Raw genomic sequence first — 24,956 nt, 5'->3', positions numbered from 1 at the left:
GACCGGATCGCCATAACTTGACTACCTACCTACCTGCGGGATGAATGTCTCGCCGGCGGCGGCCCGGTCGGCAAGCGCCTTCGACACCGCGGTATCTCCACCGTGGCGCCTGAGCCCGGCGGCGATCGTCGCCAGGCCGATCCCGTCGGCCCAGAACATCGGCCCCCCGGTGGCGGCGGGCCAGCCATAGCCGTTCACCCAGACGACATCGATATCCGACGCTCGCTGCGCCACGCCCTCGTCGAGGATGCGGGCCGCCTCGTCCACCATCGGATAGAGCAGGCACTCGCGTATCTCGTCGTCGCCGACCTGCCGCTGCGCGACGCCGGACCGCTCGGCAAACCCCCTGATCAGCGCCTCCACCGCGACCGAGGGGGAACGCCTGCGGTCGGAATCGTAGTCGTAATAGCCCTGCCCGCTCTTCTGGCCGCGCCGGCCGTGCTCGCACAGGATTTCGCGCAAGGTCGAGCCCGAGGAGCGGCCGGCCTCCCAACCGAGATCGAGCCCGGCCAGGTCGGCCATCTGGAACGGTCCCATCGGCATGCCGAACTCTAAAAGCACCCGGTCGACATCCTGCGGCCGGGCCCCTTCCAGCACCAGCCGTTCGGCCTGGCGCTGGCGCGGCTCCAGCATGCGGTTGCCGATGAAGCCGTGGCAGACCCTGGAGACCACCGCCACCTTGCCGATCCTTCTCGCCAGCGCCATCGCGGTGGCCAGCACCGCGGGCGACGTCGCGGCCCCGCGCACCACCTCCAGCAGACGCATGACGTTGGCCGGCGAAAAGAAATGCAGCCCCAGCACCTGCGCCGGCCGGCGGGTCACCGCGGCGATCGCATCGACGTCTAGATAGCTGGTGTTGCTGGCCAGGATCGCACCGTGCTTCGCAATGCCGTCCAGGCGGCGGAACACCTCCTGCTTGGCCGCCATGGTTTCGAACACCACCTCGATGACGAGATCGCAGCCGGCCAGCGCGTCCAGCGCAAGTCCGGGCGACAGCAGCGCCATCGCGGCCTCGACCTGCGCCTGCGTCAGGCTCCCCCGCGCGGCGCGGCGCTCGTAGTTCCGGCGGATGGTGGCGACGCCGCGATCGAGCGGAGCCTGCTCGCGTTCGACCAGGATCACCGGAATGCCGGCGGACAGGAAGGTCATCGCAATGCCGCCGCCCATGGTGCCGGCGCCGACAATGCCGACGCTGGCGACCGGTAGCGGCTGCACGTCGCCCGGCAGCCCGTCGACCTTGCCGCAGGCGCGCTCGGCAAAGAAAATATGCCGCAGCGCCTTGGACTGTCGTCCCGCGGCAAGCTGGTCGAACAGTGCGCGCTCGCGCGCGAGGCCCTCGCGGAACGGCAATTCGGTGGCGTACCGGATCGCCTGGATGCAGGCGGCCGGCGCATCGAGGCGCTGCAGCCGATCGCCCTGGCTGGCGATGCACCGCTCGACCGCGCCTTCCTCCACGCGCACCGCCCGCGCGCTGGTGCGACGCGCGCCGCCCGGCGCTGCCACCTCCAGGGCAAAGGCGACGGCGTCCTCGGTCAGCAGCACCTCGGCGGCCACGCGATCGACCAGCCCGAGGGCGGCGGCCCGCTCGGCGGTGACCGGATCGCCGCTCAGGATCATCGACAGCGCCGCCTCGATGCCGACCAGACGTGGCAGGCGCTGGGTGCCGCCGGCTCCCGGCAGCAGCCCGATCTTGACCTCCGGCAGACCCAGTCTCGCCGAGGGCGCCGCCACACGGTAGTGGCAGCTCAGCGCCAGCTCGAGGCCACCGCCGAACACGGTGCCGTGCAGGGCGGCGACCACCGGCTTGGCGCCCCCTTCGATCACGTCGAGCATCTCCGGCAGGTGCGGCTCGATCGAGGGCCGCGTGAACTCGCGTATGTCGGCACCGCCCGAGAACAGGCGACCGGCGCCGCGGATCACGGTCGCATCGACCCCCGCAGCGGCCTGGGCCTCCGCGACCGCGCGCGCAAGCCCCTTGCGCACAACTGCCCCGAGCGCATTCACCGGCGGATTCTCGATCACGATGACACGGACTGCGCCGTGCTGTTCGATTCGAATCATTGAAGATTCCATCTGCTTTAGAGCCGGTTCGAGAATGCGCTACGCTGAGCGAGAGGCGCCAACGGCGCCGGCCGGCGTGACTTTGCGAGCACCGGAGCGGAGCGGCCTTCATGGCCGTGAGCACCGGAGCGCAGGAAAGCCGCCCATCCTTGGAAAGCGGGGGATCGCCAGCATAGTAGCATTATCGAACCGGCTCTCGGATTGTGCCGCCGCCATCGATTACTATGACCTGGCCATTGACATAGCCGCCGGCGCGCGAGGCCAGGAACACCGCGGCGCCGGCCACGTCGTCCGGCTCGCCGATCCGGCGCATCGGGTTGGTGCGGTTCAGGGCCGCCTCGGCTGCGGGATCGGCCCAGAGCGCACGCGCGAACTCGGTACGTATGACGCCGGGTGCGATCGCATTGATGCGGATATTGTGCTGGCCGTATTCGACGGCGAGGTTGCGCACGAGCTGGAAATCGGCGGCCTTCGAGATGCCATACGCGCCGATGGTGGCCGAACCGGCCAGGCCGGCGATCGAGGAGATCTGCACGATCGCACCATCGCGGCGCGCGATCATGCCGCCCGCCACCATGCCGATCAGCCAGTGGTTCGAGAGCACGTTGTTGTCGAGGATCTTGCGGAACTGCTCGTCCGAGATGCCCGCCATCGGGCCGTGATAGGGGTTCGACGCCGCGTTGCAGACCAGCACGTCGATCCGCCCGAAGCCTGCGATGGTACGCTCGACCAGACCCTGCAGCGCCGCCTTCGACGAGATGCTCGCCGCCACTGCCAGCGCGGTGCCTGCGCCATGCCGCTCGTTGATCGCGCCGGCAACGCTGTCGCACGCCTCCTGCCTGCGGCTGGAGACCACCACCCGCGCCCCGCAGGCGGCCAGCGCGTCCGCGATCGCCCGCCCGATCCCGCGCGTCGAGCCAGTGACGATGGCGACCTTCCCGGTGAGATCGAACAGTTCCATGCTCACTCTCGCGCTCCGGTCAATGCGCCCCCGCAAGGCGCGCCTCGCGCCACGCCGCCTCCGCCAGCGGCACCACGCGCGCGGCGGACGCCTCGGCTTCGGCACTGGACGCGTTGCCGTCGATCATGCGCCTGCGTATGCCCTGCACGATGCCGACCAGGCGGAACAGGTTGTAGGCGAAATACCAGTGCAGGTCGGGCAGGCCGTCCCGGCCGGTCTCGGCGCAATAGAGCGCCACCGCCTCGTCGAGATCAGGAATGCCGCTCGCCTGGAAATCCAGCCCGCCAGGCCGGACCGGCCATCCGCCGGCAGCGTCCAGTTCATCGCCAGATAGGCGAAGTCGGCAAGCGGGTCGCCGATGGTCGACAACTCCCAGTCCAGCATGGCGCGCAGCACCGGCCTCGCGGGATCGAAGATCAGGTTGTCGAGCCGGTAGTCGCCATGGATGATCGCCTGGCCGGTCTGCGCCGGCACGGTGCGCGGCAGCCACTCGATCAGCCGCTCGACCGGCTCGATGGACGTGGTCTGCGCGGCGCGATACTGGCGCGTCCAGCGCTCCACCTGGCGTGCGAAATAATTGCCCGGCCGGCCGAAATCCTGCAGCCCCAACGCCCGCGGATCCAGCCGGTGCAGCGACGCCAGCGCGCGGATCGCCTCAAAGTAGATGGCACGCCGATCGAAAGCGTCCAGGCCCGGCAGCGTGCCGTCCCAGAAGCTGCGTCCCTCGACATGGTCCATGACATAGAACATCGCCCCGATGACGCCGTCGTCGGTGCACAGGGCAAGCGGCCGCGCCACCGGCAGCCCGGCCGGGTGCAGGCTCGAGATCAGCCGGTATTCGCGATCGACCGCGTGGGCGGAGGGCAGGATCGGCCCGAACGGCTTGCGCCGCAGCACGATCGTGCCGCCCGCGGTCTCGATGCGATAGGTCGGGTTCGACTGGCCGCCCGGGAACTTCGCGATCCGGATCGGGCCGGCGACGCCGTCGAGGTTTGCGGCCAGCCATCGCGTCAGCGCCGCCTCGTCGAGATCGTGCATGCCGTCGCTGGTGCCGGGGGCTGTCATGCCGGCAGCACCGGCGCAGGCCCGGCATGGCGCGCGAATTCCGAGCGCGCGATCGCCCGCAGATGCACCTCGTCCGGGCCATCCGCGAGACGCAGCGTACGCACCGCGGCGTAGGCCGCCGCGAGTGCGAAATCCTCCGAGACGCCGGCGCCGCCATGCGCCTGGATGGCGTCGTCGATGATGCGCAGCGCCATGCTCGGGGCTGCCACCTTGATCATCGCGATCTCATTGCGCGCGGCCTTGTTGCCGAGCCGGTCCATCATGTCGGCCGCCTTCAGGCAGAGCAGGCGGCACATCTCGATGTCGATGCGGGCGCGCGCCACCCGGTCCTCCCAGATGGAGTGGTCGGCGATGCGCTTGCCGAACGCGACCCGCGAGACCAGCCGCCGTCCCATGGCGTCGAGCGCCTCCTCGGCGACCCCGATGGTGCGCATGCAATGGTGGATGCGGCCCGGACCGAGCCGCCCCTGCGCGATCTCGAAGCCGCGTCCCTCGCCGAGCACCATATTGCCGGCCGGAATGTGCACGTCGTCGAGCACGATCTCGGCGTGGCCATGCGGGGCGTCGTCATAGCCGAACACCGGCAGCAGCCGCTCGATGCGTACTCCCGGGGAGGCGAGGTCGAGCAGGATCATGCTCTGCCGGCGATGGCGCTCGGCCTCGGGGTCGCTCTTGGCCATCACGATGGCGAGCCGGCAGCGCGGATCGCCGGCACCCGTCGACCACCATTTGCGGCCGCTGAGGCGGTAGCCGGAGCCGTCGCGCAGCAGCCGCGCCTGGATGTTGGTGGCGTCGGAGGACGCGACATCGGGCTCCGTCATCAGGAACGCCGAGCGGATCTCGCCGCGCATCAGCGGCCCGAGCCAGGCCCGCTTCTGCTCCAGCGTGCCGTAGCGGTGCAGCACCTCCATGTTGCCGGTGTCGGGCGCCGAACAGTTGAACACCTCGGAGGCCCAGTGCACCCGCCCCATCTCCTCGGCGCACAGGGCGTATTCCAGGTTGCCGAGCGGCTCGCCCTCGAAGGTGAAGCCGTCCGCCGCCGCGACATGCAGGCCGGCCGGCGGCATGAACAGGTTCCACAGCCCGGCCGCCCGTGCCTCCGCCTTGAGTTCCTCGACGACCGGCAGCACCTTCCAGCGCTCGCCGGACGCCACCTGCGCGCGATATTCAGGCTGCCGCGGCCGGATGCGCGCGATCACGAATTGCCGTACCCGGTCTCTGAAATGGCTCTGGCGTTCGCTTGGCGCGAAGTCCACGTTGTAGCCTCCCTTTACGGCCTTATCGTGCTTTGCCCCATGCGTGACCATACCGGACCAAGAAAAAAACGCCTAATGACACCAGCATGAGTACCGGCTCACTGCCGAAGGCCGCGCCCCAGCCGGCTGCCACCACGCGCTTCGTCGCCAGGCGCGGCATGATCATCGACGCCGCCTCGATGCTGATCAACGAGCATGGCGTGAAGGGGCTGTCGCTGGCCGAGGTGGCGGCGGCGATCGGTCTCAGCAACACCAGCATCACCTATTATTTCCGGCGCAAGGACGAGCTGGCAGCGGCCTGCTTCGACCGCGCCCTGGACCAACTGGCGCAGCAGGTGGCCGAGGCCGGACGGGAGGCCGATCTATCCGCGCGCATCAGGCGCCTCGTGCAGTTGAGCTTCGACGCGGCATGGCCCCTCGCCCGGCAGGCGGTGCAGACCGCGGTGCATCCGGTGGTGCGCCTGAGCGACCTGCGGGCCACCGAGGATCCGGTGCGCGCTGCCCTGGTCGGCCGCTATTTCAGCATCTTCCGCCGGGCACGCGGCTTCTTCGGCGAGGGCGGCGACGAGGAGCAGCAATTGCTGCGCCTGATGCGCACGCATGTGCTGCTGGACAGCCTCTATGTGCTGCCATCCTGGCTCGACCAGTACGGTCCGGAGGAGCACCCTCGTGTGCAGGAGCGGCTGGTGCAGCTGCTCGAGCACGGCATGGCGCCGCATGGCATGGCGGCGCAGGGCATGGCGGCGCCGCCTCCCCTGGCGCTCGCGCTGCCGCCGGCGGACGATCCGGGCGAGCGGTTCCTCGGCGCGGCCACGCGGCTGATCAACGAGCGCGGCTATCGCGGCACCTCGGTCGACCAGATCTCCTCGCGGCTGAACGTGACCAAGGGCAGCTTCTACCATCATCTCGACGGCAAGGACGGGCTGGTGCTGGAATGTTTCCGCCGCAGCCTCGACACCGTCTCGCAGGCGCTCGATGCGGCGCTGCAACGGCCGGGCACCTGCCTGTCGCAGCTTGCCGCGACGCTTACCGCGCTGCTCGGCATCCAGCTCTCCGACCGCACGCCGCTGCTGCGTACCACGGCGTTGCTGGCGCTGCCGGCCGAGCTGCGCGCCGAGGTCGTCGACCGCTCCGAACGCATCACCCGCCGCTGGACCGGCCTGCTGATCGATGCGATCACCGAACGCTCGATCCCGCCGGTCGATCCGCTGATCGCCGGTCGGGTCCTGATGTCGACGATCAACGCCGCCTACGAACTGCGCGGACGGGCCACCCGGGTGCCCGAGGGCCGCGCCGTCATCCTGTACAGCTCGACGCTGTTCGATGGATTGCTGCCGGCCGTACCTGATGCATGAAGCACACACAACCTGGCCATGCAGCCCCGAACAACGGTTGACATATGAACGCCGTTTGACGCGGACCTGCAACATACCTAAAGTTCGAACAAGGGGTGATCCGGAAGGAGCGTGGTTCGGCAGCCATCTGTTGCATCGGGCATCTGGTCAGATCAGGCCGGCATGACGGCTGCCAACGGTCCATGCTGCGCCGCGGAAATCCAGGTCGGCCCACCATACGTGGTGCGCAAATAGCCGCTTCTCATCCAAAAAAATCGATCGGCTGAACGGTCCGATCACCAGAAGAAAGACGTGCGTTTCATGGGAACCAGCAAATGGTGGCCGGCTGTCGGTGCGGCGGCCATGCTCATGTCGGCTTCAGGCATTGCACAGGCAACCGAGAACGACCAGACGCATGTCGATCTGGCGTTCATCGACAATCTCGGCGGCTATCCGCTTCCGAGCGGGTTCTATCTCCGCGGCGATGTGAACTACATCTATTCTGACCAGCTGAACGATCGCAACGGCAACCCGGTGACGGTGAATGCCGGGATTCTCGGCAAGTATCCTCTCAAATACTACCAGAGCACGACAGCCGAGGTGCTGACAGCGCTCTACGTGCCGCCCTTCAAGATCCCTGTCATCAATGCGACCGTCGGCACCGGCTTCTATCTGCCATATGCGTCGTCACGCGCCGAGGCGCAGGACACGATCTTCGGGCAGACCTCCGGCAGCGGCGAGACGCGGCGCGGCTTCGGCGACATGACCGTCGTGCCGATCTTCCTGCAGGCGGCGATCCCGCACACCGATCTCTATGTGACCCTCTCGCCGCTCGAGTTCACCGCGCCCACCGGCCAGTACAACCCGAATGATGCGATCGGCAACAGCATCGGCACCAACTACTGGAGCTATCGGCCGGCCGTGGTCGTCACCTACCTGAACCGCTGGGGGCAGGAAGCGACGATCAACTACAACATGTCGTTCAATTCGCAGAACGACGCCACCAAATACAAGTCCGGCGACGAGCTGTCGTTCACCTACCTGCTGCAGCAGCATTTCTCGCCCACCTTCGCGATCGGCGCGGAGGGATATTTCTACGACCAGTTCACCAACGATACCCAGAACGGCGTGGTCGTGAACACCGTCCGTTCACCCGATCCCCTGGTTCCGTTCGATCCGCTGAACGAGGGGCCCGGCAACCGCGGACAGGTCTTCGCCATCGGACCCGCGGTCAACTACGCGCCAACGCAGCGCTTCGTGTTCAATTTCCACTACGAGCACGAGGTGTTCGCCTATGACCGCCGGGAGGGCGAGGTGTTCTGGCTGCGCGGCGTTGTGAAGTTCTGAGAGCCTGTTCAGTCGGAGTTGGCGCGCCCGCACACCGTGCCGGGGCCCTCGAGGTGGCAGATGAGCGGATCCTGGATGTTGTTGTCGGCCGGCGGCCCCGAGGCCCGGATGCCCGCCGGCCCGACATAGGGGTGTCCCGACTGGTTGAGTTCGTCGGCAGCGGCCCGGCGCTGATCCGCCGTCGGGCCTGGGCCCGCGCAGGCACCGAGCGAGGCGACGGCGGTCACTGTCAGAACGATGAACACGACACGCATGATGGTCTCCAAAGTTGGGCGGGCGCTCGAGATCAGGCTAGAGCAGCATCGGATGCTGCTCAGCTTGTCGTTTGAGAGAGCAGCTTTATCCGTCACTTGGCATCGCGAAGCGATTCCAATTGGTCGGATGCTGCTCTAGAAAGCGCCGCAGCAGAGCATTGACCGCATCGGGCGCATCCTGCTGCACCCAATGCGAGACGCCCCGCAATCGTTCCAGCGCCAGGTGCCGCACGTAGCGTTCGGTGCCGCGCAGGCAGATCGGGTCGAGCGCCACGTCCTGTTCTCCCCAGACCACCAGCACCGGTGTCTCGATGATCCGTGACAGGTCGGGCCTCGGCGTATCGCGCAGGCGCATGGCGCGGTACCAGTTCAGCATCGCGGTGGCAGCCCCGGGCTCGGCGATCTGGTCAGCATAGATCGCAAGGATGTCCGGCGGCAGCGCGAGGCGTGCGAACATCCGGCGCACCGCGGCGCCACCGTTCGCGGCAAGCAGCCGGTCCGGCAGGCGGGGGATCTGGAAGAACGCGATGTACCAGGACCGGCGCAGCTGCCGCCAGTGCCGCAGGGCGGCGCGAAAGCACAGCGGATGCGGCACGTTCATGACCACCAGGCGTTCGAGCGGCCGCACCTGTCCGGCCGCGAAGCACCAGGCGACCATCGCGCCCCAGTCATGGCCGATGAGGGTGACGCGCACCGCCCCGGAGGCATCGATCAGCGCCGCGACGTCGGCGACCAGTTCCCCCAGCGCATAGGCCGCGAGGGCCCGGGGCCGGGAGGTGCGGCCGTAGCCGCGCTGGTTCACCGCCCAGACCCGGTAGCCCATCCGCGCCAGTTCCGGCATCTGGTGGCGCCACGACACGGCATGCTCCGGGAAGCCGTGCAGGCAGAGCGCCAGCCGGTCGCCGCTGCCCGCCTGCAGCACCTCGAAGCGCAGGCCACGGGCGTTTACGAAGATGGTCTGCATGCAGCGCCTGCCGATCCGTGGATTCTGTACTCCTGCTTCAGGCGGTCCAATCCAGCAACGGCGGGTCGAAGACCATGCGGTCGCGGCCGCGATGCTTGGCTTCGTAGAGTGCGGCATCGGCGCGGCGGATCATCGAGGTGACGTCGTCGCCGTCGCGCAGCCAGGTCATGCCGATGCTGCAGGTGAGCGCGATGGCGCCGTTCTCGATCGGACACGGCTCCTTGAACACCTGCTTGCGCAGCGCCTGCACCCGGCCGAAGGCGCCGACGCGCAGGCCGGGCAGCACGACGAGGAGCTCCTCGCCGCCATAGCGTCCGGCAAAGTCGGTCTCGCGTATGCAGACCGACAGCCGGTGGCCGATCTCCTTGAGCACCGCATCGCCGGACAGGTGGCCATAGCGGTCGTTCACCTGCTTGAAATGATCGAGGTCGACCAGGGCGATCGCCAGCGGCGAGCCCGTCGTGCCGGCATGGGCGATGGCCTGCCGCAGGCTCTCCAGGCACGCGGCCCGGTTGAGCAGCCCGGTCAGGCCGTCATAGGTCGCCTGGTTGAACAGGATCAGCCTGGCCTGCTCGATCTCGCGCGTACGCTCGGCGACCAGCGCCTCGAGATGGCGTTGCCGCGCCAGCAGGTAGCTGACGCGCAGGCGCCAGATCACCGCCACGGCCAGCAGCGAGAGCAGCACGGCCGCACTATAGAACGGCCAGCTGCGCCACCACGGCGCCCGCACCTGGAACCGCAAGGCGATCGGCTCCGAGGTCAGGCCATGCAGCGGGTCGAAGGCGGCAACCTCGAAGGTCAGCGCGCCCGGCGGCAGGTCAGGATAGCGTGCCTCGTGCGCGCTGGTTTCCACCCAGCCGGCATCGACGCCGCTCAGCCGGTAGCGGAACCGCAGCGAGCGGGAATAGCGGAAGTCCAGGGTCGAGAAGTCGATCACCAGCGGTGCCCGTGACCAGTTCAGGCGAATGGTCGCGCCGATATCGTTCACGCCGCTGGTGACCCGGCTGCCCACGGTGGATTGCAGAATGACCGGGTGCAGCAGCATCGGCCTGAACAGGTTGCTGCTGTCGATCAGGTGCGAGAGGCCGGCGGCGGTGCCGAACCACTGCGAGCCGTCGCGGTCGGTTATCGTCGCCATCTCGGCGATATCGTTCGAGGCGAGCCCGTCATCGGTGTCGATGTGGCGCCAGGACACTCCGTCGGTGACATCCAGCCCGCGATCGGTGCCGACCCAGATGCGGCCGGTCGGATCACGCATCAGCAGTTCGACATCAAGGCCCGCGATATGCGTCGAGGGCAGGCTGTCCCTCCCGGTCACCGTGTTGCCGGCGAGGTGCAGGCGGGTGATGCCGGTGATGAAGCTGCCGAGCCAGAGCGTCCCGTCCGGGGCGAAGGCCATGCAGCGGACCTGGTAGCCGCCATCGGAGTCGGTCGGCATCACCACGTGCCAGGACCCGTCGGCGCTGCGATGCTGCAAGGCGTGGCTGGTCAGCGCCCACAGCGTGCCGGCCTGGTCGAACACCAGCGCGAAGACACGCCCGGCGGGTTGCGGCACGATCGAGAAGATCGCGGGGCCGGGCCGGTCCGGCTGCGGGACCGACAGGACGCCCTCCGCGGTGCCGATCCAGAGCGCCCCGTCGGGAGCGGTCGCGAGGGTCCGGATCTGCGGCAGCCTCGCGAAGAGCTGGCTCTGACCGGTGGCCACATCGCGCCGCAGCAATTCCCCGGAGATGAAGCCGATGAACAGGCTGCCGTTCGCCGAGCGGGCGAGCGCATAGGCGCGCCCGGGATAGCGTCCGGCCGCGGCACCGGCTTCCGGCACCGGGCCGCCCGGCACCGGCGCGGCTGGCACCGGCGCGGCTGGCACCGGCGCGCCCAGCCTGGGCGAGGCCTCGGCCCTTCCGGGTCGCCTATGCTCGTCCAGCGGGTCGACGGACAGGTCGGTGGCCACCCACATCGTGCCGGCGCCGTCGCGTATCATGTTCCAGACCAGGTCGTCCTCGAGCCCCTCCTCGCGGGTCCAGTTCTCGAACATGCCGAAGCCGAGCGCCTGTGCCAGCCCACGGCCGTGGCTGCCCACCCAGAGCGAGCCCTCCCGGTCGAGCAGCATGCTGCTCGGCGCCCCGTACAGCATCCCCGCGGCATGGCCATAGACCAGCCAGCTTGCGTTCTCGTGCACCAGCAGGCCGGAGGCGCTCTGCGTGACCAGCCGGTGCGCGGCATCCTCCACCAGTTGCAGCCGGCCCGGGTCGGTACCGAAACGGCCGGAACCTCCCGGGATGTCGCTCACCGCGAAGCGGGTCGCACCGGCCGCCAGGCTCGCGATCCGCTCCGGGCTGCGCAGCCACAACGTGCCCCGGTCGTCGCGCAGCAGCCCGGTCCAGCGGTCGGCCGGCAGGCCGGCCTGATCCCCGGTCATCGTAAGGAGGCCATTCTGCAGGCGGCAGATCGTGTCGCCGCATTGCAGCCAGATCGCGCCTTGATCGACATGGACCGACAGGAACCCGGCCTTGATCGCAGCCTGTAGCGCCGCCTGCCCCGCGCCGCCGGCGCGTCGGCCTGCGCCGCCCACCGGCTGGCTGTCGAAATACGGCCGGACCAGGATGGTGTCGTCCGCCTTCACCTGCGCGCGCAACAGGCGGCCGTTGCGGAGCACCAGCATGTCGTGCCCGGATGGTGCGAGGTGATGGTAGATATCGTCATTATTGGCCAGGTCGAGGGCGACCGAGGTAAATCCGGCGCCGCGCGACATGTAGAGCCGGTCGGCGAACAGCACCCAGACGCGGCCGTCCGGGTCGGCCTCGACATCGGTGACCGTGCCCCCCACCGGAAGCCCCAGCGACTTGCCGAGCAGGGTGAAGCGCGATCCGTCATAGCGAAACAGGCCGTTCTCGGTGCCGGCATAGATGAAGCCCGCCTGGTCCTGTGCCAGGGCGTTGATCGCCAGGTCGGACAGGCCGCTATCCTCGTCGAACAGGCGGAAATCGAGATGCTGGGCAGCGGCCGGCCGGCCGGAGAACAAGGCGACGAGGAGCGCGAAACAGGCCACCAGCCACCGCACGCGGGTGGTAGTCTCAGGTCGTATCCGGTCGTATAAAGGACCCATCAGCAGTCACGGCTCATCCATCGCCACCAACGACCGTCTTGTAGCGTAAATTCGGCAACATTTGGTAAAATCGACGGCGCCGTCTTGGCCCGGGCCAAGTCATTGCGAAACTGCAACACTCAGGGTTGCCACGGCGGGCGAGAGCAGCGGATAAGGCTGCTCTATGAAACGACAAGCAGAGCATGATCGATCAGATCATGCTCTAGCATGAGGTCACACGTTGAAGCGGAACAGCAGCACGTCTCCGTCATGCACGAGGTAGTCGCGCCCCTCGATGCGCATGCGTCCGACCTCCTTGGCGCCGTGCTCGCCGCGATAGCGGACATAGTCGTCGTAGGCGATGGTCTCGCAGGCGATGAACCCGCGCTCGAAGTCGTTATGGATTACGCCGGCCGCCTGCGGCGCGCGCATGCCCCTGGTGATGGTCCAGGCTCGCGTCTCCTTCGGGCCGCAGGTGAAGTAGGTCAGCAGCCCGAGCAGCCGGTAGCCGGCCGCGATGACCCGGTCGAGGCCGCTATCCGACAAGCCGAGGCCGTCGAGGAACTCGCCACGGTCGGCCTCGGGCAACTGGCTGACCTCGGCCTCGATCGCCGCCGAGACGATGACGACCCCCGCACCTTCCGCGCGGGCCTGCTCCGCCAGGCGTGCCGAGAACGCATTGCCGGACGCCGCCTGCGCCTCCGCCACGTTGCACACATAGAGCACCGGCTTGGATGTCATCAGCTGCAGCCGCCGGACCGCCTCGTCCTGGCCCGGCGGGATCGCGCTGCGCGCCGGCCGGCCCTCGCGGAGTGCCGCCAGCAGCGGCTCCATCAGCGCCACCTGCGCCGCCGCCTCGCGGTCGGTGCGCGCCCGCTTCTGCGCCGGCAGCAGGCGCTTCTCCAGGCTGTCCAGGTCGGCCAGCATCAGCTCGGTCTCGACGGTCTCGGCGTCGCGCACCGGGTCGATCGAACCCTCGACATGCGCCACGTCGTCATCCTCGAAGCAGCGCAGCACGTGGATGATGGCATCCACCTCGCGGATGTTGGCCAGGAACTGGTTGCCGAGCCCCTCGCCGCGCGAGGCGCCGCGCACCAGGCCGGCGATATCGACGAACTCCAGGCTGGTCGGCACGATCTTCTGCGACCTGGCGATCGCCGCCAGCGGCGCCAGCCGGGGATCGGGCACCGCGACCCGCCCGACATTCGGTTCGATCGTACAGAACGGGTAGTTTGCCGCCTGCGCCGCCGCCGTCGCCGTGAGCGCGTTGAACAGGGTGGACTTGCCGACGTTCGGCAACCCGACGATGCCGCAGTTGAAACCCATCAGCCGTTCCTTTCCGCACCGCCACCTGGCGCGTTGCTGCCGGTCTTTGCCGGGCTGCCGCCGGCCTGCAGCGCCATCCTGCTCATGAAGGCCTCCGGCTCGCCGGCCGCCAGCAGACCGGCATTGGCGGCCAGCTCGTCCAGCATCACCTGCAGCCAGCCCTGGTCGGTCTTGGCGAAGTCCCCCAGCACGTGGCCCAGCACCCGCTGCCTGCTGCCCGGATGGCCGATCCCGAGGCGAACCCGCCAGTAGTCCGGCGTGCCAAGCATGCGGTCCATGCTGCGCAGCCCGTTATGCCCGGCCGCACCGCCGCCGAGCTTGACCCGCAGCTTGCCGGGCGCGAGATCGAGTTCGTCGTGGAAGGCGGTGATCGACGATGGCGCGAGTTTATAGAAGGCGGCTGCCGGTTGCACGGACACGCCGCTCTCGTTCATGTAGGTCAGCGGCTTGAGCGCCAGCACCCTGACGCCGTCGACGCTGCCTTCCGCGAAAGCGCCCTTGAAGCGCCGGCGCCACGGCGGAAACCCGTGCCGCCGGACGATCCGGTCCAGCGCCATGAAGCCGACATTGTGACGCTGGCCGAGCATGCCGGGCTCGGGGTTGCCGAGCCCGACCCAGAGCAGCGTCGCCCCCTGCGTCAAAGCCGGGCCAGCCGATCCGGAGCCCGCCGGTCCGGATCGACTACTTCTTGGCGGCGGGCTTGGCCGGGGCCTTTGCCGGGGCCGGAGCGCCCTTGGCGGGTGCCGCACCCTTGGCCGGGACGGCAACCGGGGCAGGCGCTGCTTCGGCCTCGGGCTCTTCGGTCACCGTCGGCGCCGCCACGGTCGCGATCACGAAGTCACGGTCGGCGATCACCGGGGTTGCGTGCTCGGCGCCCTTGATGTCGGACCAGCGCACGTTGTCGTTGATGTCGAGCTCGGACAGGTCGACCGCGAAGCTCTCCGGGATGTGGTCCGGATCGACATTCACCTCGACCGCATGCCGCACCACGTTCAGCACGCCGCCGCGCTTGAGGCCGACCGAGTTCTCCTCGCCGGAGAACACCACCTGCACCGCGACCTTGATCTTCTCGCCCGGCGCCAGGCGCTGGAAGTCGACATGGATCGGACGGTCGCTGACCGGATGCAGCTGCACCTCGCGCATCAGCGCGCGCGTGCCGCCGCTGTTGGCGCCATCCGTCGCGATCTCGTACAGCCGGGAACGCCAGCCGGCCCTGACCAGCTCGCGCATGACAAGGCGGGGGTCGAGCGCGATCAGGCTGGGCTCCTGCTTGGCGCCATAGATGACGGCCGGAACCAGACCGTCACGCCTCGTCGCACGCGCTGCCCCCTTACCAGCCTTCGCGCGCGCCGATGCTTCGATCGTCGTGAAATTCGTCACAAAACTCTCCCGAGGATTAGCGCACGCCGGCCTCCAGGGGTGCCAGCGCGGTGCGGCGGTGTAGCGAAATCCCCCGGCAGGGGCAAGGCTCGGGTGTCAGGAGCAGGGTTGCCCAGGCTTAGGCGACCTGGCTCAGCTCGGTCAGTGACCATGGCGCTTCCGGGTCCGGCCCGGGCTCCAGCCAGAGCGGCACGGCGTTCGGCAGCCGCACGTTCGCCGGCAGGTGCATCGCCGCGCGCAACGCCCGGAACAGCGCGCCATGCGCCACGATCATGACCACGCCCCCGCCATCGTCGGTCGTCCGGGCGGTGGCCCGATTGACCGAAGCTGCCGCGCGCGCCTTGAGCTCGGCGAAAGGCTCGGCCCCTTCGGGCGTGTACTCTCCGGCGATCCAGCTGTCGTACCAGTCGCCCATCGGCTGCCCTTCCTGGACCCCGAAGCAGACCTCCTGCAGGTCTGGGTCGATGCTCACCGACACCTCCGGATGCCCGGTGAGAGCCATGTCGCGCGCCGCGATCTCGGCGGTGCGCAGCGCCCGCTGCAGCGGCGAGGAGACGATGCGCGCGATGCGGCCGTAGCGGTCCGAACGCTCGGCCAGGATGCGCCCGGCCTGTTCGCCCTGCGCCAGTCCAGTGGCGTTGAGCGCAATGTCGGAGCGGCCCTGCGACAGGCCGCGCGCGTTCCAGTCGGTCTCGCCATGGCGCAGATACCAGAATTTCCGGGGCTCGAGCATCGCCATCAGTCGGCCCCCTTTAGTCAAACAGAGAGCTTACGGAGCTCTCGTCGGAGATCGCCCGCATGGCGTTGGCGAGCAGCTGCGCGATGCTGATCTGGCGGACATTGGCGGAGACGCGCACCGCCTCGCTGCCCAGGATGCTGTCGGTGATGGTCATCATCTCGATCGGCGAGGCGGCGACGCGGGCGACCGCGCCGCCGGTCAGCACGCCGTGGGTGACATAGGCGCTGACCGAACTGGCACCCGCGCCGATCAGGGCGCTCGCCGCATTGCACAGCGAGCCGCCGCTGTCGATGATGTCGTCGACCAGGATGCAGTGCCGCTTGGACACGTCGCCGATCACGTTCATCACCTCGGACACCCCGGCGCGCTCGCGCCGCTTGTCGATGATGGCAAGATCGGTGTTCAGCCGTTTCGCGAGCTGGCGCGCCCGCACCACGCCGCCGACGTCGGGCGAGACGATCATCAGGTCTCGCGCGGGGTAGCGTTCGCGGATGTCGCGGGTGAACAGGGGTGCTGCAAACAGGTTGTCCACCGGGATGTCGAAGAAGCCCTGGATCTGACCGGCATGCAGGTCCATCGTGAGCACGCGGTTGGCGCCGGCCTCGACGATCAGGTTGGCCACCAGCTTGGCGCTGATCGGGGTGCGCGGGCCGGACTTGCGGTCCTGCCTGGCATAGCCGAAATACGGCATCACCGCGGTGATCCGCCGGGCCGAGCCGCGCCGCAGCGCGTCCAGCATGATCAGCAGTTCCATCAGGTTGTCGTTGGTCGGGTAGCAGGTGCTCTGCACCACGAACACGTCCTCGCCGCGGACGTTCTCCTGGATCTCGACGAAGATCTCCATGTCGGCAAATCGGCGGACCAGGGCGCGGCAGAGCGGCAGGTTGAGCGCCGCGGCGACCGCTTCCGCCAGCGGCCGGTTGCTGTTGCAGGCAACGATCTTCATCTCGGCGGCTCCGGAACGCCGCGCCTTTTAGCAACACGTCATGGGACTGTCACGCCTTCGGCAGCGTCCCAGGCCTCGGCGTCCCGGCCTTGGGTGGCGGGATCGGCTTGTGCGCGCGGCCGGAATTGTTGGTGATCACCTGGCGCACGCCACCGGCGGCCTCGCGCGCCACCACCACGGCGACATCGCCCCAGTAGGCGTCCAGCGTATGCGCCGGGATGTCGTTCAGTTGCGCCACCTTGCCGGCCTCCGCTCCGGTGGCCCCGGTCACCGTCCAGACGATCTCGACATGGTCGGTCCTCGCATCGAGATGCTTCACCGTGACGACGCCGCGCAGGGTGAAGTCGGCCCCCCTGGCGGTGTTCTGGATGACGTTGCCGCCATCGGGCAGCGAGACCGCCATCTGCCGCGCGAGCGAGAGGTCGCCGTCCCCCGGGGCTCCGGTGACGCCGGTGAAATACACCTTGGCCGGCCGGTTCATCAGGCTGTGCGGGTCGGACTGCATCTGCGCCGCCTGGATGCCGGTCAGCAGGTCGGCGAGCTTCGGGCCGGCTTCCGACGCCGCCGCCGCCAGCGCCTGCGCGTTCCCCGCCGCCCAGGCGGCCGTCGTGACCGGCGCGCCCTGCACCGTGCCGCGCAGGTCGTTGCCGGGTCCGAACACGCTGTAGCTCGGCACCACGCCCCCCGGCTGCCGGCTGGCCGCGATCTGCAGCCGCCAGTCGCCGGGCCTGGCGGGCTGCTGCACCGCGGGCACCTCCTGCGCCAGCAGCGACTGCGCGATATCGGCCGCGAACAGGGTGGCGCCGCTGGCCGGCAGCATGGCCGCATCGGGCGACGGCACCGCGAGGCGCGTCGGCGGGGGCACCGCGAGCCGCGGCCCGATCCCGCCCGGATCGCCGGCGAACGGATGCGGCAGGTCGCCGCACGCCGCGAGCAGCAGCAGGCCGGCCATGCCCAGGCAAGTCGCGAGCGGCCTCATGCCGGGCCTGCCGAGACGATGACCGAGATCTGGTGGCCGATCGCGCCGCCGCCGGCGAGCGTCCGGCGCCGATGGCTGAAGAACCGCGCCGTGTCCGGCAGGGTGTCGCAGCCGAGCCAGCCGGCCGCCGCAATGCCGCACGCGAGCAGCCGCGCCACGCAGTAGCCCGGCAGGTCGAACTGCAGATGGCCCGGGCGCCGGCCCGGGGAGAAGAAGCGGCCGGCTTCGAAGCCGGCCGCTTCGACGGTGTCGCTCAGGTCTTCGCCGACCTCGTAGGAAGCGGCGCCGATGCACGGTCCCACCGCCGCCACGATCGCTTCCCGGCTCGCGCCGAGATCCAGCATCGCCCGCACCGCCGCCTCCAGCACGCCCGCGGCCGCGCCGCGCCAGCCGGCATGCACCGCCGCCACCACGCCATGCCCGCGGTCGGCCAGCAGAACCGGCGCGCAATCGGCAGTGATGATGCCCAGCGCCAGGCCGGGCTGCCGGGTCGCCATCGCATCGGCGCGCGGTCCGGCCCCGGGGGGCCACGGCTCCGCGACGTTCACGCAGTCCGTGCCGTGCACCTGGGTCAGGCCGAGCAGCCGCTCCGGTGCCACGCCCATGGCCGCGGCGACGCGGGCCCGGTTTTCCGCCAGCGCGGCCGGGTCGTCGCCGGAGTTGATGCTGCAGTTCAGGCTCGCGAACGAACCCTGCGAGACGCCGCCCGCACGCGTGAAGAAGCCGTGCGGCACGCCGTCCAGCAGGGGGCTGGCGAGAACGGGGACCGGCAGGCTTGCAGTCATGCTGGAAGCTCCCATGCTGGAACTAGGCAAAGCCGGGGGGCACCGGCAGCGCGGGATGACAGAAGGCGATCGCCTTGAACAGGCTGCCCATGCGCGCCGGATCCACCAGCCGGTGCGCCGCCTCGACCAGGCCGCCTGCCTGGACCGGCGGCTGCGCCTGGGCCAGCCGCTCGATCCGCGCGAACAGGCCCAGGCTCGAGAGGAACCTTCCCTGCGGCAACGGACCATAGGCCGCGGCGTCGCCGGCCACGCCAAGCAGCGCCGGGAAGTCGACATGGGCGGTGAGATCCGCCTCCCCCGGCGCATGCCGCGGATCGGTCGGCGCGCCGTCCCTGAGCGCCTGCAACGTATCGCCGTGGCCTGCCACCCCGGGCCCGTAATCGAGGAACAGCGCGGCACCCCCCTGCCGGGACAGCCTGCCGCAGAGCCGCGCCGTCAGCTGCAAGGCCGGCGCGCAGACCTCAATCACGCCGCCGTCCGGTACCAAATCGAGACGCCCGCGCGGCAGCGGCGGCTCGGCGCAGGCGAGCAGTTCGAAGCCCCGCGGCGAGACATGGCGTTCGCACCACCCGGCCGCCACCCGCACGAACTGCCGGATCGGCAGGGCGTCGAGGAACTCGTTGGCGAGCAGGATGAGCGGACCGTCCGGCAGCGCCTCAATCGTCTCGTGCCAGACCGGCGCGGCATGAGCCGCCAGGCTCCGGGCCTGCACCGCGCGCAGCCGCGGCGAGGTCTCGACCAGGTGCAGCCGCAGGGCGGCGGCGAAATCCGGCGCCAGTCGCGCGACCAGGCGCAGGGCATCCGCCATCAGCGTGCCGCGCCCAGGCCCGGCTTCCGCGAGGATCACCGGATCCGGCCGCCCCATCGACCGCCAGACCACTGTGGCCCAGGCGCCGAGGATCTCGCCGAAGGCCTGGCTGATCTCGGGCGCGGTGGTGAAGTCGGCGAATGGGTCGTGCCTGGCATAGTAGGCGGTGTTGGCACGCGCCATGAACCGGTCGAGCCGTTCGGGAACCGCTTCGTTCAAGCCGGCACCGGCGTTCGGAGCCGGGCGTTCAGCATCAAGGCGAGCCCGACCAGCAGCATCGGCACCGACAGCACCTGCCCCATGGTCACGCCGAACGGGAGAAATCCGAGGAACGCATCCGGCTGCCGGAACAGTTCGCCGACCATCCGCGCCACCGCATAGCCGGCCAGAAATGCGCCGGACAGAAAGCCGGGCCGCGTCCGCACCGACGCCCGGGTGGCCAGCGCCAGCAGGATGCAGAACAGCAGCACGCCTTCGAGCAGCGCCTCATAGAGTTCCGACGGATGCCGGGGGATGGTGTCCACATCCGGGAAGATCATCGCCCAGGGCAGCGACGGCGATGCCGGCCGGCCCCACAGCTCGCCGTTGATGAAGTTGGCGACGCGGCCGAAGCCGAGCCCGATCGGCACCACCGTGCACAGCCGGTCGGCGAACGGCAGCAGGGGGATGCGCCGCCGCCAGGTGAACAGCAGCAGCGCGATGATCACCCCCAGCGCCCCGCCATGGAAGCTCATGCCGCCATGCCACAGCTCCAGCATCGCCGACGGGTGGGTGAAGTAGAGGCCGGGCTGGTAGAACAGCACGTAGCCGAGCCGGCCGCCCAGCACGACGCCGAGGGTCGCCCAAGTCAGGAAGTCGTCGACCTCCAGCGGGGTCGCCGCGACCGGCGTCCAGGCCGCCAGCCGGCGCATCACCCGCCAGCCGATGACCAGGCTGACGATGTAGGCCAGCGCATACCAGCGTATGGCGAATGGCCCCAGATGCACCAGCACCGGGTCGAACTGCGGAAATATCAGGACAGGCAGCATCGCGCGGTCCGGCTGGAGGATGGTTCAGGAGGATCGCTCAAAGATAGGGATCAGCGCGCTGGAGATGATCCTGCACATAGCGCGCGACGCCGGCTTCCAGCGAGGTGAACTGGTGGTCGTAGCCGGCCGCCCGCAACCGGCCCATGTCGGCCTGGGTGAAGGACTGGTACTGGCCGTGCAGGGCCTGCGGTATGTCGATGAATTCGATGCGCGCAGGCTGGCCGGCCGCGGTGCAGACGGCGGTGGCGAGGTCGACATAGCTGCGCGCGACGCCGGTGCCGCAGTTGAACAGGCCGCTGACCGCGGGATGCTCCAGCAGCCAGAGGATGATCTCCACGATGTCGCCGACCCAGATGAAGTCGCGGCTCTGCGCGCCGTCGGCGAGGCCGGGCTGGTCCGAGCGGAACAGCCGGGCTGGCCCGCCGGCGGCGATCTCGTCGTACTTGAGCTTCACCACCGAGATCATGCTGCCCTTGTGCAGCTCGTTCGGGCCATAGACGTTGAAGAACTTCAGCCCGGCCCATTGCGGCGGGTGCGGCTCGCCGCGCGCGAGCCGGGCCATCACCAACCGGTCGAAGGCATGCTTGGTGAAGCCGTACAGGTTGAGCGGCCGCAGCCGGTCGAGTCGTGCCGGATCGTCATCGAAGGCGCCAGCCCCCGCGGCCGCGCCATAGGTCGCTGCCGACGAGGCATAGAGGAACGGCACCTGGCGCTCGGTGCACCAGTCCCAGAGCCGGCGCGACAGCTCGACATTGGTCTGCCAGGCGAGGTCGCCGTCCCGCGCCGTGGTCTCGCTGATCGCGCCCAGATGCACCACTGCCTGCAGCCCCATCGGCTCGGCCAGGAAGCGGTCGAGCGCCTCGGGAGGGACGATGCGCTCGGGCGGATGCCGGGCCAGGTTGCGCCACTTGCCGGCGGAGCCCAGCCAGTCCGAGACGATGGCGGGCACGCCGCGCGCCGCCAGCGCCGCGTGCAGGCAGGAACCGATGAAGCCGGCACCGCCGGTGATGAGGATCATCGCCGGGCTTATAGGGGGTCGCGGCGGGGCCGGCAAAACCGCGCCCGGAATCACGCCCGAAAGCGCATCCAAAAGCGCACGACAGCGATTGGCAGAGCGTCGGGGCCGCACGATATGACCTGGGTTCAGGCAGGGAAGCCCGGTCATGGTCGAGCGCAGCAAATTCTTCGATGACATCGCAGGGGTCGCAGGTGGCGCCTTCTCCGCCATCGCCGGGATCGGCGAGGAGCTCGGCGCGCTGGTGCGCACCCGGGTCGACGAGGCGCTGGCCTCGCTCTCGCTGGTGCGCCGGGAGGAGTTCGAGGTGGTGGGCGAGCTTGCCGCCCAGGCGCGCGCCGGCCAGGAAGCCGCCGACCTGCGGATCGCTACCCTCGAGGCTCGCCTGGACGCGCATCTCGCGGCCCTGCGAGCGACTCCGCAGGCCGACCTGGACGCGACTCCGGCACCGGAGCCGTCGGCGGCGCCTGATGATGCGGCCGACGGCGACGCGCTGCCTCCCGCCGCGCATGACCCGCACGCCAGCCACGGTGCCCCGGGCGGACCGCCCGGCTAGCCTGCACCGGTTTTCCGGTAGAGCCTTGATGCGGCTTGCAGTGCGCGCAGCGCATCCATAGGCTGAACTTGGGGGTCATCCTCCCAGGTAGGGCAGCGGCGCGAGCGTCGGAGTCGCGTCCATCCGCCTGACACGCAGACGTAGGGGCCCGGATCGCGCCGGGCCTTCCTCCACATTGGGGAGCCCCGCATGCCTGCTCTGACAATCGAGAGCCAGCCCACCGCCGCCAACCCGCTCGACCTGATGGAACAGATCGTGGGCGGCTACGACTGGACCTTCGACCGCCGGACCGATACCGAGATGGCCGTCGAGGCGCCGGGGAAATGGTGCGACTACGGGCTGTATTTTTCCTGGTCGCGCGAGATCAGCGCCATGCACTTCACCTGCGCGTTCGACCTGAAGGTCCCAGCCTCGCAGCGCCGCGCCCTGTTCGAGCTGCTCGCACTGGCCAACGAGCGGCTCTGGATCGGGCATTTCGGCATGGATCCGGAGGACGGCATGCCGCTGTTCCGCCACTCCGTGCTGCTGCGCGGCGCCCCGGGTGCCTCGGCGGAGAGCCTCGAGGACATGGTGGATATCGCCATCACCGAGTGCGAGCGGTTCTATCCGGCCTTCCAGTTCGTGCTCTGGGGCGGCAAGTCGCCGACCGACGCCTTAGAAGCCGCCATGCTAGAATGCGCCGGCGAAGCCTAGAGCCCGTCCGAGAATGCACTACGGCGGTCATCCGACGCGCCTTTCCTGCGCTCCGGTGCTCACGGCCAGACGGCCGCTCCGCTCCGGTGCTCGGGAAGTCACGACGGGCGGCGCCATGGGGGCGCCTCTGACTCGCCGTAGCACATTCTCGAACGGGCTCTGAGCTGGTGGCGATCCCGCCGCTGCTGCTGATTGGTTGTGGGCGTATGGGGACGGCGCTGCTGCGCGGTTGGGACGCTCAGGGTTTATCCCAATCGGTAGTGGTTGATCCGGGAGCGGCCGAGGTGCCGGCGCCGCATCTTTGGGTCAAGGATGCGAGCCTGGTGGCCGCCTCCTTCAAGCCGGAGATCGTCATCCTGGCGGTCAAGCCGCAGGCGGTGGATGCCATCTTGCCTTCGGTGGTGCCGTTCGCGCGTGACGCGGTGGTGCTGTCGATCATGGCGGGGCGGTCGATTTCGGGCTTGGCCAGCGCCCTCGGCCCGGCGGCCGCCATCGTGCGGGCGATGCCGAATACGCCGGCGGCCATCGGGCGCGGGATCACGGTGGCCTGTGCCGGGCCTGACGTGCGCGCGTCCCAGCGCGAGCTGTGCGAGCGGCTGCTGGCGGCGGTGGGTGCTACCGCCTGGGTCGAGGACGAGGCGCTGCTGGACCCGGTCACCGCGCTCTCCGGCAGTGGTCCCGCCTATGTCTTCCTGCTGGCCGAGCTGCTGGAGGCTGCCGGCATCGAACAAGGCCTGCCGCCGCCGCTCGCCCGACAGCTGGCCCGGCTGACCGTCAGCGGCGCCGGCGCGCTGCTCGATGCCGCACCGCACGAGGACGCCGCCTCCCTGCGGCGCGCGGTCACCAGCCCGGGGGGCACCACCGCGAGCGCGCTGGACATCCTGATGGGCCCGTCGGCGTGGCCGGCCTCGATCCCGGCGGCGATCGAAGCGGCGACGCAGCGATCCCGGGTGCTGGCGCGTTAGGCGGCGAAAGGCCGGAACCCAAGATGACAGACGAGCAGTTCGATACCGCCCTGATACGCGCTGCGATGGCCCAGGCCGAGTTGCATGGGTGGCGACGGGTCTCGGTCGCCGAGGCGGCCCGCGAGGCCGGGCTGCCGCTCGACCGGGCGCGCGTGCGCTACCCATCCGCCGGCTGCATGCTGCTGCGGCTCGGCGTGCTCGCCGACCAGGCGGCGCTGATCGATGACGGCTCCGAGGGCACCGCGCGCGAGCGGCTGTTCGACATGCTGATGCGCCGCTTCGACGTGCTGCAGCAATATCGCGAAGGCGTGCGCGCGGTGCTGCGCGCAGCACCCCTCGACCTGGGCCTGGCCGTGCTGCTGGTCGCCGCGACGCGTTCGAGCATGGCCTGGATGGCGCAGGCGGCGGGGCTCGAGACGCAGGGACTGGCGGGCGCGCTGCGTGTCGGCGGCCTGGTCGGGATCTGGCTGCAGGCGGTGCGGGCTTGGGAACGCGACGAGAGCCCGGACCTGGCGGGGACGATGGCCGCCCTCGACCGCAGCTTCGACCGGGCCGGATGGGCGGCTCGGATGCTCGGCGAGACGAGTGCCACGCCGACCTCCGGCATACAGACATCCGGCGACGATGCGCCCTTCAGCCCGCCGGGCCCGGTCACGGAACCGCCCCCGGTCTGAGCACACGTCTTGGGCCCTCCGCAGGCCCGTCGGGGTTTACGAAGGGCGGCGCACAGCCCTATCTAGTGCCCCGAACCAGAAGTTCGTAGGACTTCTGGTTCGGGGCACTAGGCTTCTCAACAAGATAGTGACCTGCTTATCGCCAAAATTCGCGTGCGAATTTCACAGGCAGGACAGTGGGCGCGGCCGGTGGGGCGTAGCCAAGCGGTAAGGCAGCGGATTTTGATTCCGCCACGCGGAGGTTCGAATCCTCCCGCCCCAGCCACGCCGCGCGCTTGATCAGATCGCCTTCTTGAGGTTCGGGCTGGCCTTGAAGCGCACGGTCTTGCCGGCCTTGACCTTGACCGGCTCGCCGGTCCGCGGGTTGAGCGCCTTGCGGGCCTTCGTCTTGCGCACCGTGAAGGTGCCGAAGGACGGCAGCGTGAAGCCGCCCTCCTTCTTGAGCTCGCGCACGATCGAAGCAATCAGGTCGCTCGCTGCCTGGTTGGCGGCAACCCCGGTGCAATCGATGGAGTCCTGCAGGACGCCGGCAATGAAAGCCTTGCTCATGAAATCTTCTCAATCCCACTGATGGCGATGGAACTCGGCAGCCTCGAGTCGGATGACACGGCCCGCCCGTCGCTGGAAGCGGGTATTACAGCCGCAGGATGCGATGCACCAGACGTAACTCGCCAGGCGAGCAAAACACCAGACATGCTCTGCAAGAGCGCGGCCAATCGGCAACAGTGATTGCCT

Annotated in this window: 26 protein-coding genes and 1 tRNA gene; 8 read left to right on the top strand and 19 right to left on the bottom strand. The window is 69.4% G+C overall.

Features of this window, described 5'->3' with window-relative positions; all coding sequences use genetic code 11:
* Positions 1-21 precede the first annotated feature (21 nt).
* From ACQY4O_RS01440 to ACQY4O_RS01425, 4 genes are all read right to left on the bottom strand, one after another.
* Complete coding sequence (locus ACQY4O_RS01440) at positions 22-2,061, bottom strand: 3-hydroxyacyl-CoA dehydrogenase NAD-binding domain-containing protein (protein WP_428374469.1); 2,040 nt, start codon at positions 2,059-2,061, stop codon at positions 22-24.
* 181 nt (positions 2,062-2,242) lie between these two features.
* Positions 2,243-3,022, bottom strand: coding sequence for an SDR family NAD(P)-dependent oxidoreductase (locus ACQY4O_RS01435; protein WP_428378071.1), 780 nt, complete (start codon positions 3,020-3,022; stop codon positions 2,243-2,245).
* 123 nt (positions 3,023-3,145) lie between these two features.
* Positions 3,146-4,087, bottom strand: a complete 942-nt coding sequence (locus tag ACQY4O_RS01430; RefSeq protein ID WP_428374468.1) for a phosphotransferase family protein — start codon at positions 4,085-4,087, stop codon at positions 3,146-3,148.
* The gene (locus tag ACQY4O_RS01425) at positions 4,084-5,343 is read right to left on the bottom strand and encodes an acyl-CoA dehydrogenase family protein (protein WP_428374467.1); all 1,260 of its coding nucleotides are present in this window, start codon (positions 5,341-5,343) and stop codon (positions 4,084-4,086) included. Before ACQY4O_RS01425 ends, ACQY4O_RS01430 begins: the two co-directional genes overlap by 4 nt.
* Before the next feature lie 86 nt (positions 5,344-5,429).
* On the opposite strand from ACQY4O_RS01425, the gene ACQY4O_RS01420 reads away from it, so the two are divergent.
* Positions 5,430-6,698 carry a TetR/AcrR family transcriptional regulator gene (locus ACQY4O_RS01420; RefSeq protein ID WP_428374466.1) on the top strand — a complete coding sequence of 423 codons (1,269 nt, stop codon included), beginning with the start codon at positions 5,430-5,432 and terminating at the stop codon, positions 6,696-6,698.
* A 147-nt stretch (positions 6,699-6,845) separates the two neighbouring features.
* On the opposite strand, the gene ACQY4O_RS01415 is transcribed toward ACQY4O_RS01420, so the two are convergent.
* Positions 6,846-6,977, bottom strand: coding sequence for a hypothetical protein (locus ACQY4O_RS01415; RefSeq protein WP_428374465.1), 132 nt, complete (start codon positions 6,975-6,977; stop codon positions 6,846-6,848).
* Positions 6,978-6,998: 21 nt separating this feature from the next.
* Between ACQY4O_RS01415 and ACQY4O_RS01410 the strand changes: the two genes are divergently transcribed.
* Positions 6,999-8,024, top strand: coding sequence for a SphA family protein (locus ACQY4O_RS01410; protein ID WP_428378070.1), 1,026 nt, complete (start codon positions 6,999-7,001; stop codon positions 8,022-8,024).
* An 8-nt stretch (positions 8,025-8,032) separates the two neighbouring features.
* On the opposite strand, the gene ACQY4O_RS01405 is transcribed toward ACQY4O_RS01410, so the two are convergent.
* The 13 genes from ACQY4O_RS01405 to rfaD all read right to left on the bottom strand — a co-directional run bounded on the left by ACQY4O_RS01405 (position 8,033) and on the right by rfaD (position 21,336).
* Positions 8,033-8,278 carry a hypothetical protein gene (locus tag ACQY4O_RS01405; RefSeq protein ID WP_428374464.1) on the bottom strand — a complete coding sequence of 82 codons (246 nt, stop codon included), beginning with the start codon at positions 8,276-8,278 and terminating at the stop codon, positions 8,033-8,035.
* A gap of 85 nt (positions 8,279-8,363) precedes the next feature.
* The gene (locus ACQY4O_RS01400; protein WP_428374463.1) at positions 8,364-9,242 is read right to left on the bottom strand and encodes an alpha/beta fold hydrolase; all 879 of its coding nucleotides are present in this window, start codon (positions 9,240-9,242) and stop codon (positions 8,364-8,366) included.
* Between the two features lie 37 nt (positions 9,243-9,279).
* Complete coding sequence (locus ACQY4O_RS01395) at positions 9,280-12,303, bottom strand: diguanylate cyclase domain-containing protein (protein ID WP_428374462.1); 3,024 nt, start codon at positions 12,301-12,303, stop codon at positions 9,280-9,282.
* Positions 12,304-12,561: 258 nt separating this feature from the next.
* Positions 12,562-13,653 carry a redox-regulated ATPase YchF gene (ychF, locus tag ACQY4O_RS01390; RefSeq protein ID WP_428374461.1) on the bottom strand — a complete coding sequence of 364 codons (1,092 nt, stop codon included), beginning with the start codon at positions 13,651-13,653 and terminating at the stop codon, positions 12,562-12,564.
* The gene (pth, locus tag ACQY4O_RS01385) at positions 13,653-14,294 is read right to left on the bottom strand and encodes an aminoacyl-tRNA hydrolase (RefSeq protein WP_428374460.1); all 642 of its coding nucleotides are present in this window, start codon (positions 14,292-14,294) and stop codon (positions 13,653-13,655) included. The genes ychF and pth overlap by 1 nt, the downstream gene beginning before the upstream one ends.
* Before the next feature lie 40 nt (positions 14,295-14,334).
* Positions 14,335-15,033, bottom strand: coding sequence for a 50S ribosomal protein L25/general stress protein Ctc (locus ACQY4O_RS01380; RefSeq protein WP_428374459.1), 699 nt, complete (start codon positions 15,031-15,033; stop codon positions 14,335-14,337).
* 118 nt (positions 15,034-15,151) lie between these two features.
* Positions 15,152-15,772, bottom strand: coding sequence for a histidine phosphatase family protein (locus tag ACQY4O_RS01375; RefSeq protein ID WP_428374458.1), 621 nt, complete (start codon positions 15,770-15,772; stop codon positions 15,152-15,154).
* A 13-nt stretch (positions 15,773-15,785) separates the two neighbouring features.
* Positions 15,786-16,718 carry a ribose-phosphate pyrophosphokinase gene (locus ACQY4O_RS01370; protein WP_428374457.1) on the bottom strand — a complete coding sequence of 311 codons (933 nt, stop codon included), beginning with the start codon at positions 16,716-16,718 and terminating at the stop codon, positions 15,786-15,788.
* Between the two features lie 49 nt (positions 16,719-16,767).
* The gene (locus tag ACQY4O_RS01365; protein WP_428374456.1) at positions 16,768-17,697 is read right to left on the bottom strand and encodes a hypothetical protein; all 930 of its coding nucleotides are present in this window, start codon (positions 17,695-17,697) and stop codon (positions 16,768-16,770) included.
* Positions 17,694-18,482: a peptidoglycan editing factor PgeF gene (gene pgeF / locus ACQY4O_RS01360; protein WP_428374455.1), complete on the bottom strand. Its 789-nt coding sequence runs from the start codon at positions 18,480-18,482 to the stop codon at positions 17,694-17,696. The genes ACQY4O_RS01365 and pgeF overlap by 4 nt, the downstream gene beginning before the upstream one ends.
* A gap of 22 nt (positions 18,483-18,504) precedes the next feature.
* Complete coding sequence (locus ACQY4O_RS01355; RefSeq protein WP_428378069.1) at positions 18,505-19,473, bottom strand: class I SAM-dependent methyltransferase; 969 nt, start codon at positions 19,471-19,473, stop codon at positions 18,505-18,507.
* Positions 19,474-19,505: 32 nt separating this feature from the next.
* A complete protein-coding gene (gene lgt, locus ACQY4O_RS01350; protein WP_428374454.1) occupies positions 19,506-20,318 on the bottom strand; it encodes a prolipoprotein diacylglyceryl transferase in 813 nt (270 codons plus the stop codon).
* A 37-nt stretch (positions 20,319-20,355) separates the two neighbouring features.
* Positions 20,356-21,336 (bottom strand): ADP-glyceromanno-heptose 6-epimerase, encoded by a 981-nt coding sequence (gene rfaD, locus ACQY4O_RS01345; RefSeq protein ID WP_428374453.1) that lies wholly within the window; start codon positions 21,334-21,336, stop codon positions 20,356-20,358.
* Positions 21,337-21,481: 145 nt separating this feature from the next.
* Here rfaD and ACQY4O_RS01340 point away from each other — a divergent pair, with 145 nt between their 5' ends.
* The 5 genes from ACQY4O_RS01340 to ACQY4O_RS01320 all read left to right on the top strand — a co-directional run bounded on the left by ACQY4O_RS01340 (position 21,482) and on the right by ACQY4O_RS01320 (position 24,486).
* A complete protein-coding gene (locus ACQY4O_RS01340) occupies positions 21,482-21,889 on the top strand; it encodes an accessory factor UbiK family protein (protein WP_428374452.1) in 408 nt (135 codons plus the stop codon).
* 189 nt (positions 21,890-22,078) lie between these two features.
* Entirely contained in the window at positions 22,079-22,582 is a 504-nt protein-coding gene (locus ACQY4O_RS01335; protein ID WP_428374451.1) for a YbjN domain-containing protein, read from the top strand.
* Between the two features lie 167 nt (positions 22,583-22,749).
* On the top strand, positions 22,750-23,547 hold the full coding sequence (proC, locus tag ACQY4O_RS01330) for a pyrroline-5-carboxylate reductase (protein WP_428374450.1): 798 nt from the start codon (positions 22,750-22,752) through the stop codon (positions 23,545-23,547).
* A gap of 23 nt (positions 23,548-23,570) precedes the next feature.
* Positions 23,571-24,221 (top strand): TetR family transcriptional regulator, encoded by a 651-nt coding sequence (locus ACQY4O_RS01325; protein ID WP_428374449.1) that lies wholly within the window; start codon positions 23,571-23,573, stop codon positions 24,219-24,221.
* A 190-nt stretch (positions 24,222-24,411) separates the two neighbouring features.
* Positions 24,412-24,486, top strand: a tRNA-Gln gene (locus tag ACQY4O_RS01320).
* A gap of 14 nt (positions 24,487-24,500) precedes the next feature.
* Here ACQY4O_RS01320 and ACQY4O_RS01315 read toward each other — a convergent pair.
* Positions 24,501-24,770: an HU family DNA-binding protein gene (locus tag ACQY4O_RS01315; protein WP_428374448.1), complete on the bottom strand. Its 270-nt coding sequence runs from the start codon at positions 24,768-24,770 to the stop codon at positions 24,501-24,503.
* Between the two features lie 21 nt (positions 24,771-24,791).
* Between ACQY4O_RS01315 and ACQY4O_RS01310 the strand changes: the two genes are divergently transcribed.
* Positions 24,792-24,950 carry a hypothetical protein gene (locus ACQY4O_RS01310; protein WP_428374447.1) on the top strand — a complete coding sequence of 53 codons (159 nt, stop codon included), beginning with the start codon at positions 24,792-24,794 and terminating at the stop codon, positions 24,948-24,950.
* Positions 24,951-24,956: the final 6 nt, after the last annotated feature.

Source organism: Lichenicoccus sp. (genome assembly GCF_965277665.1).
In the GTDB taxonomy this organism is placed as follows: domain Bacteria; phylum Pseudomonadota; class Alphaproteobacteria; order Acetobacterales; family Acetobacteraceae; genus Lichenicoccus.
This window is presented reverse-complemented; position numbering and strand designations above follow the sequence as displayed.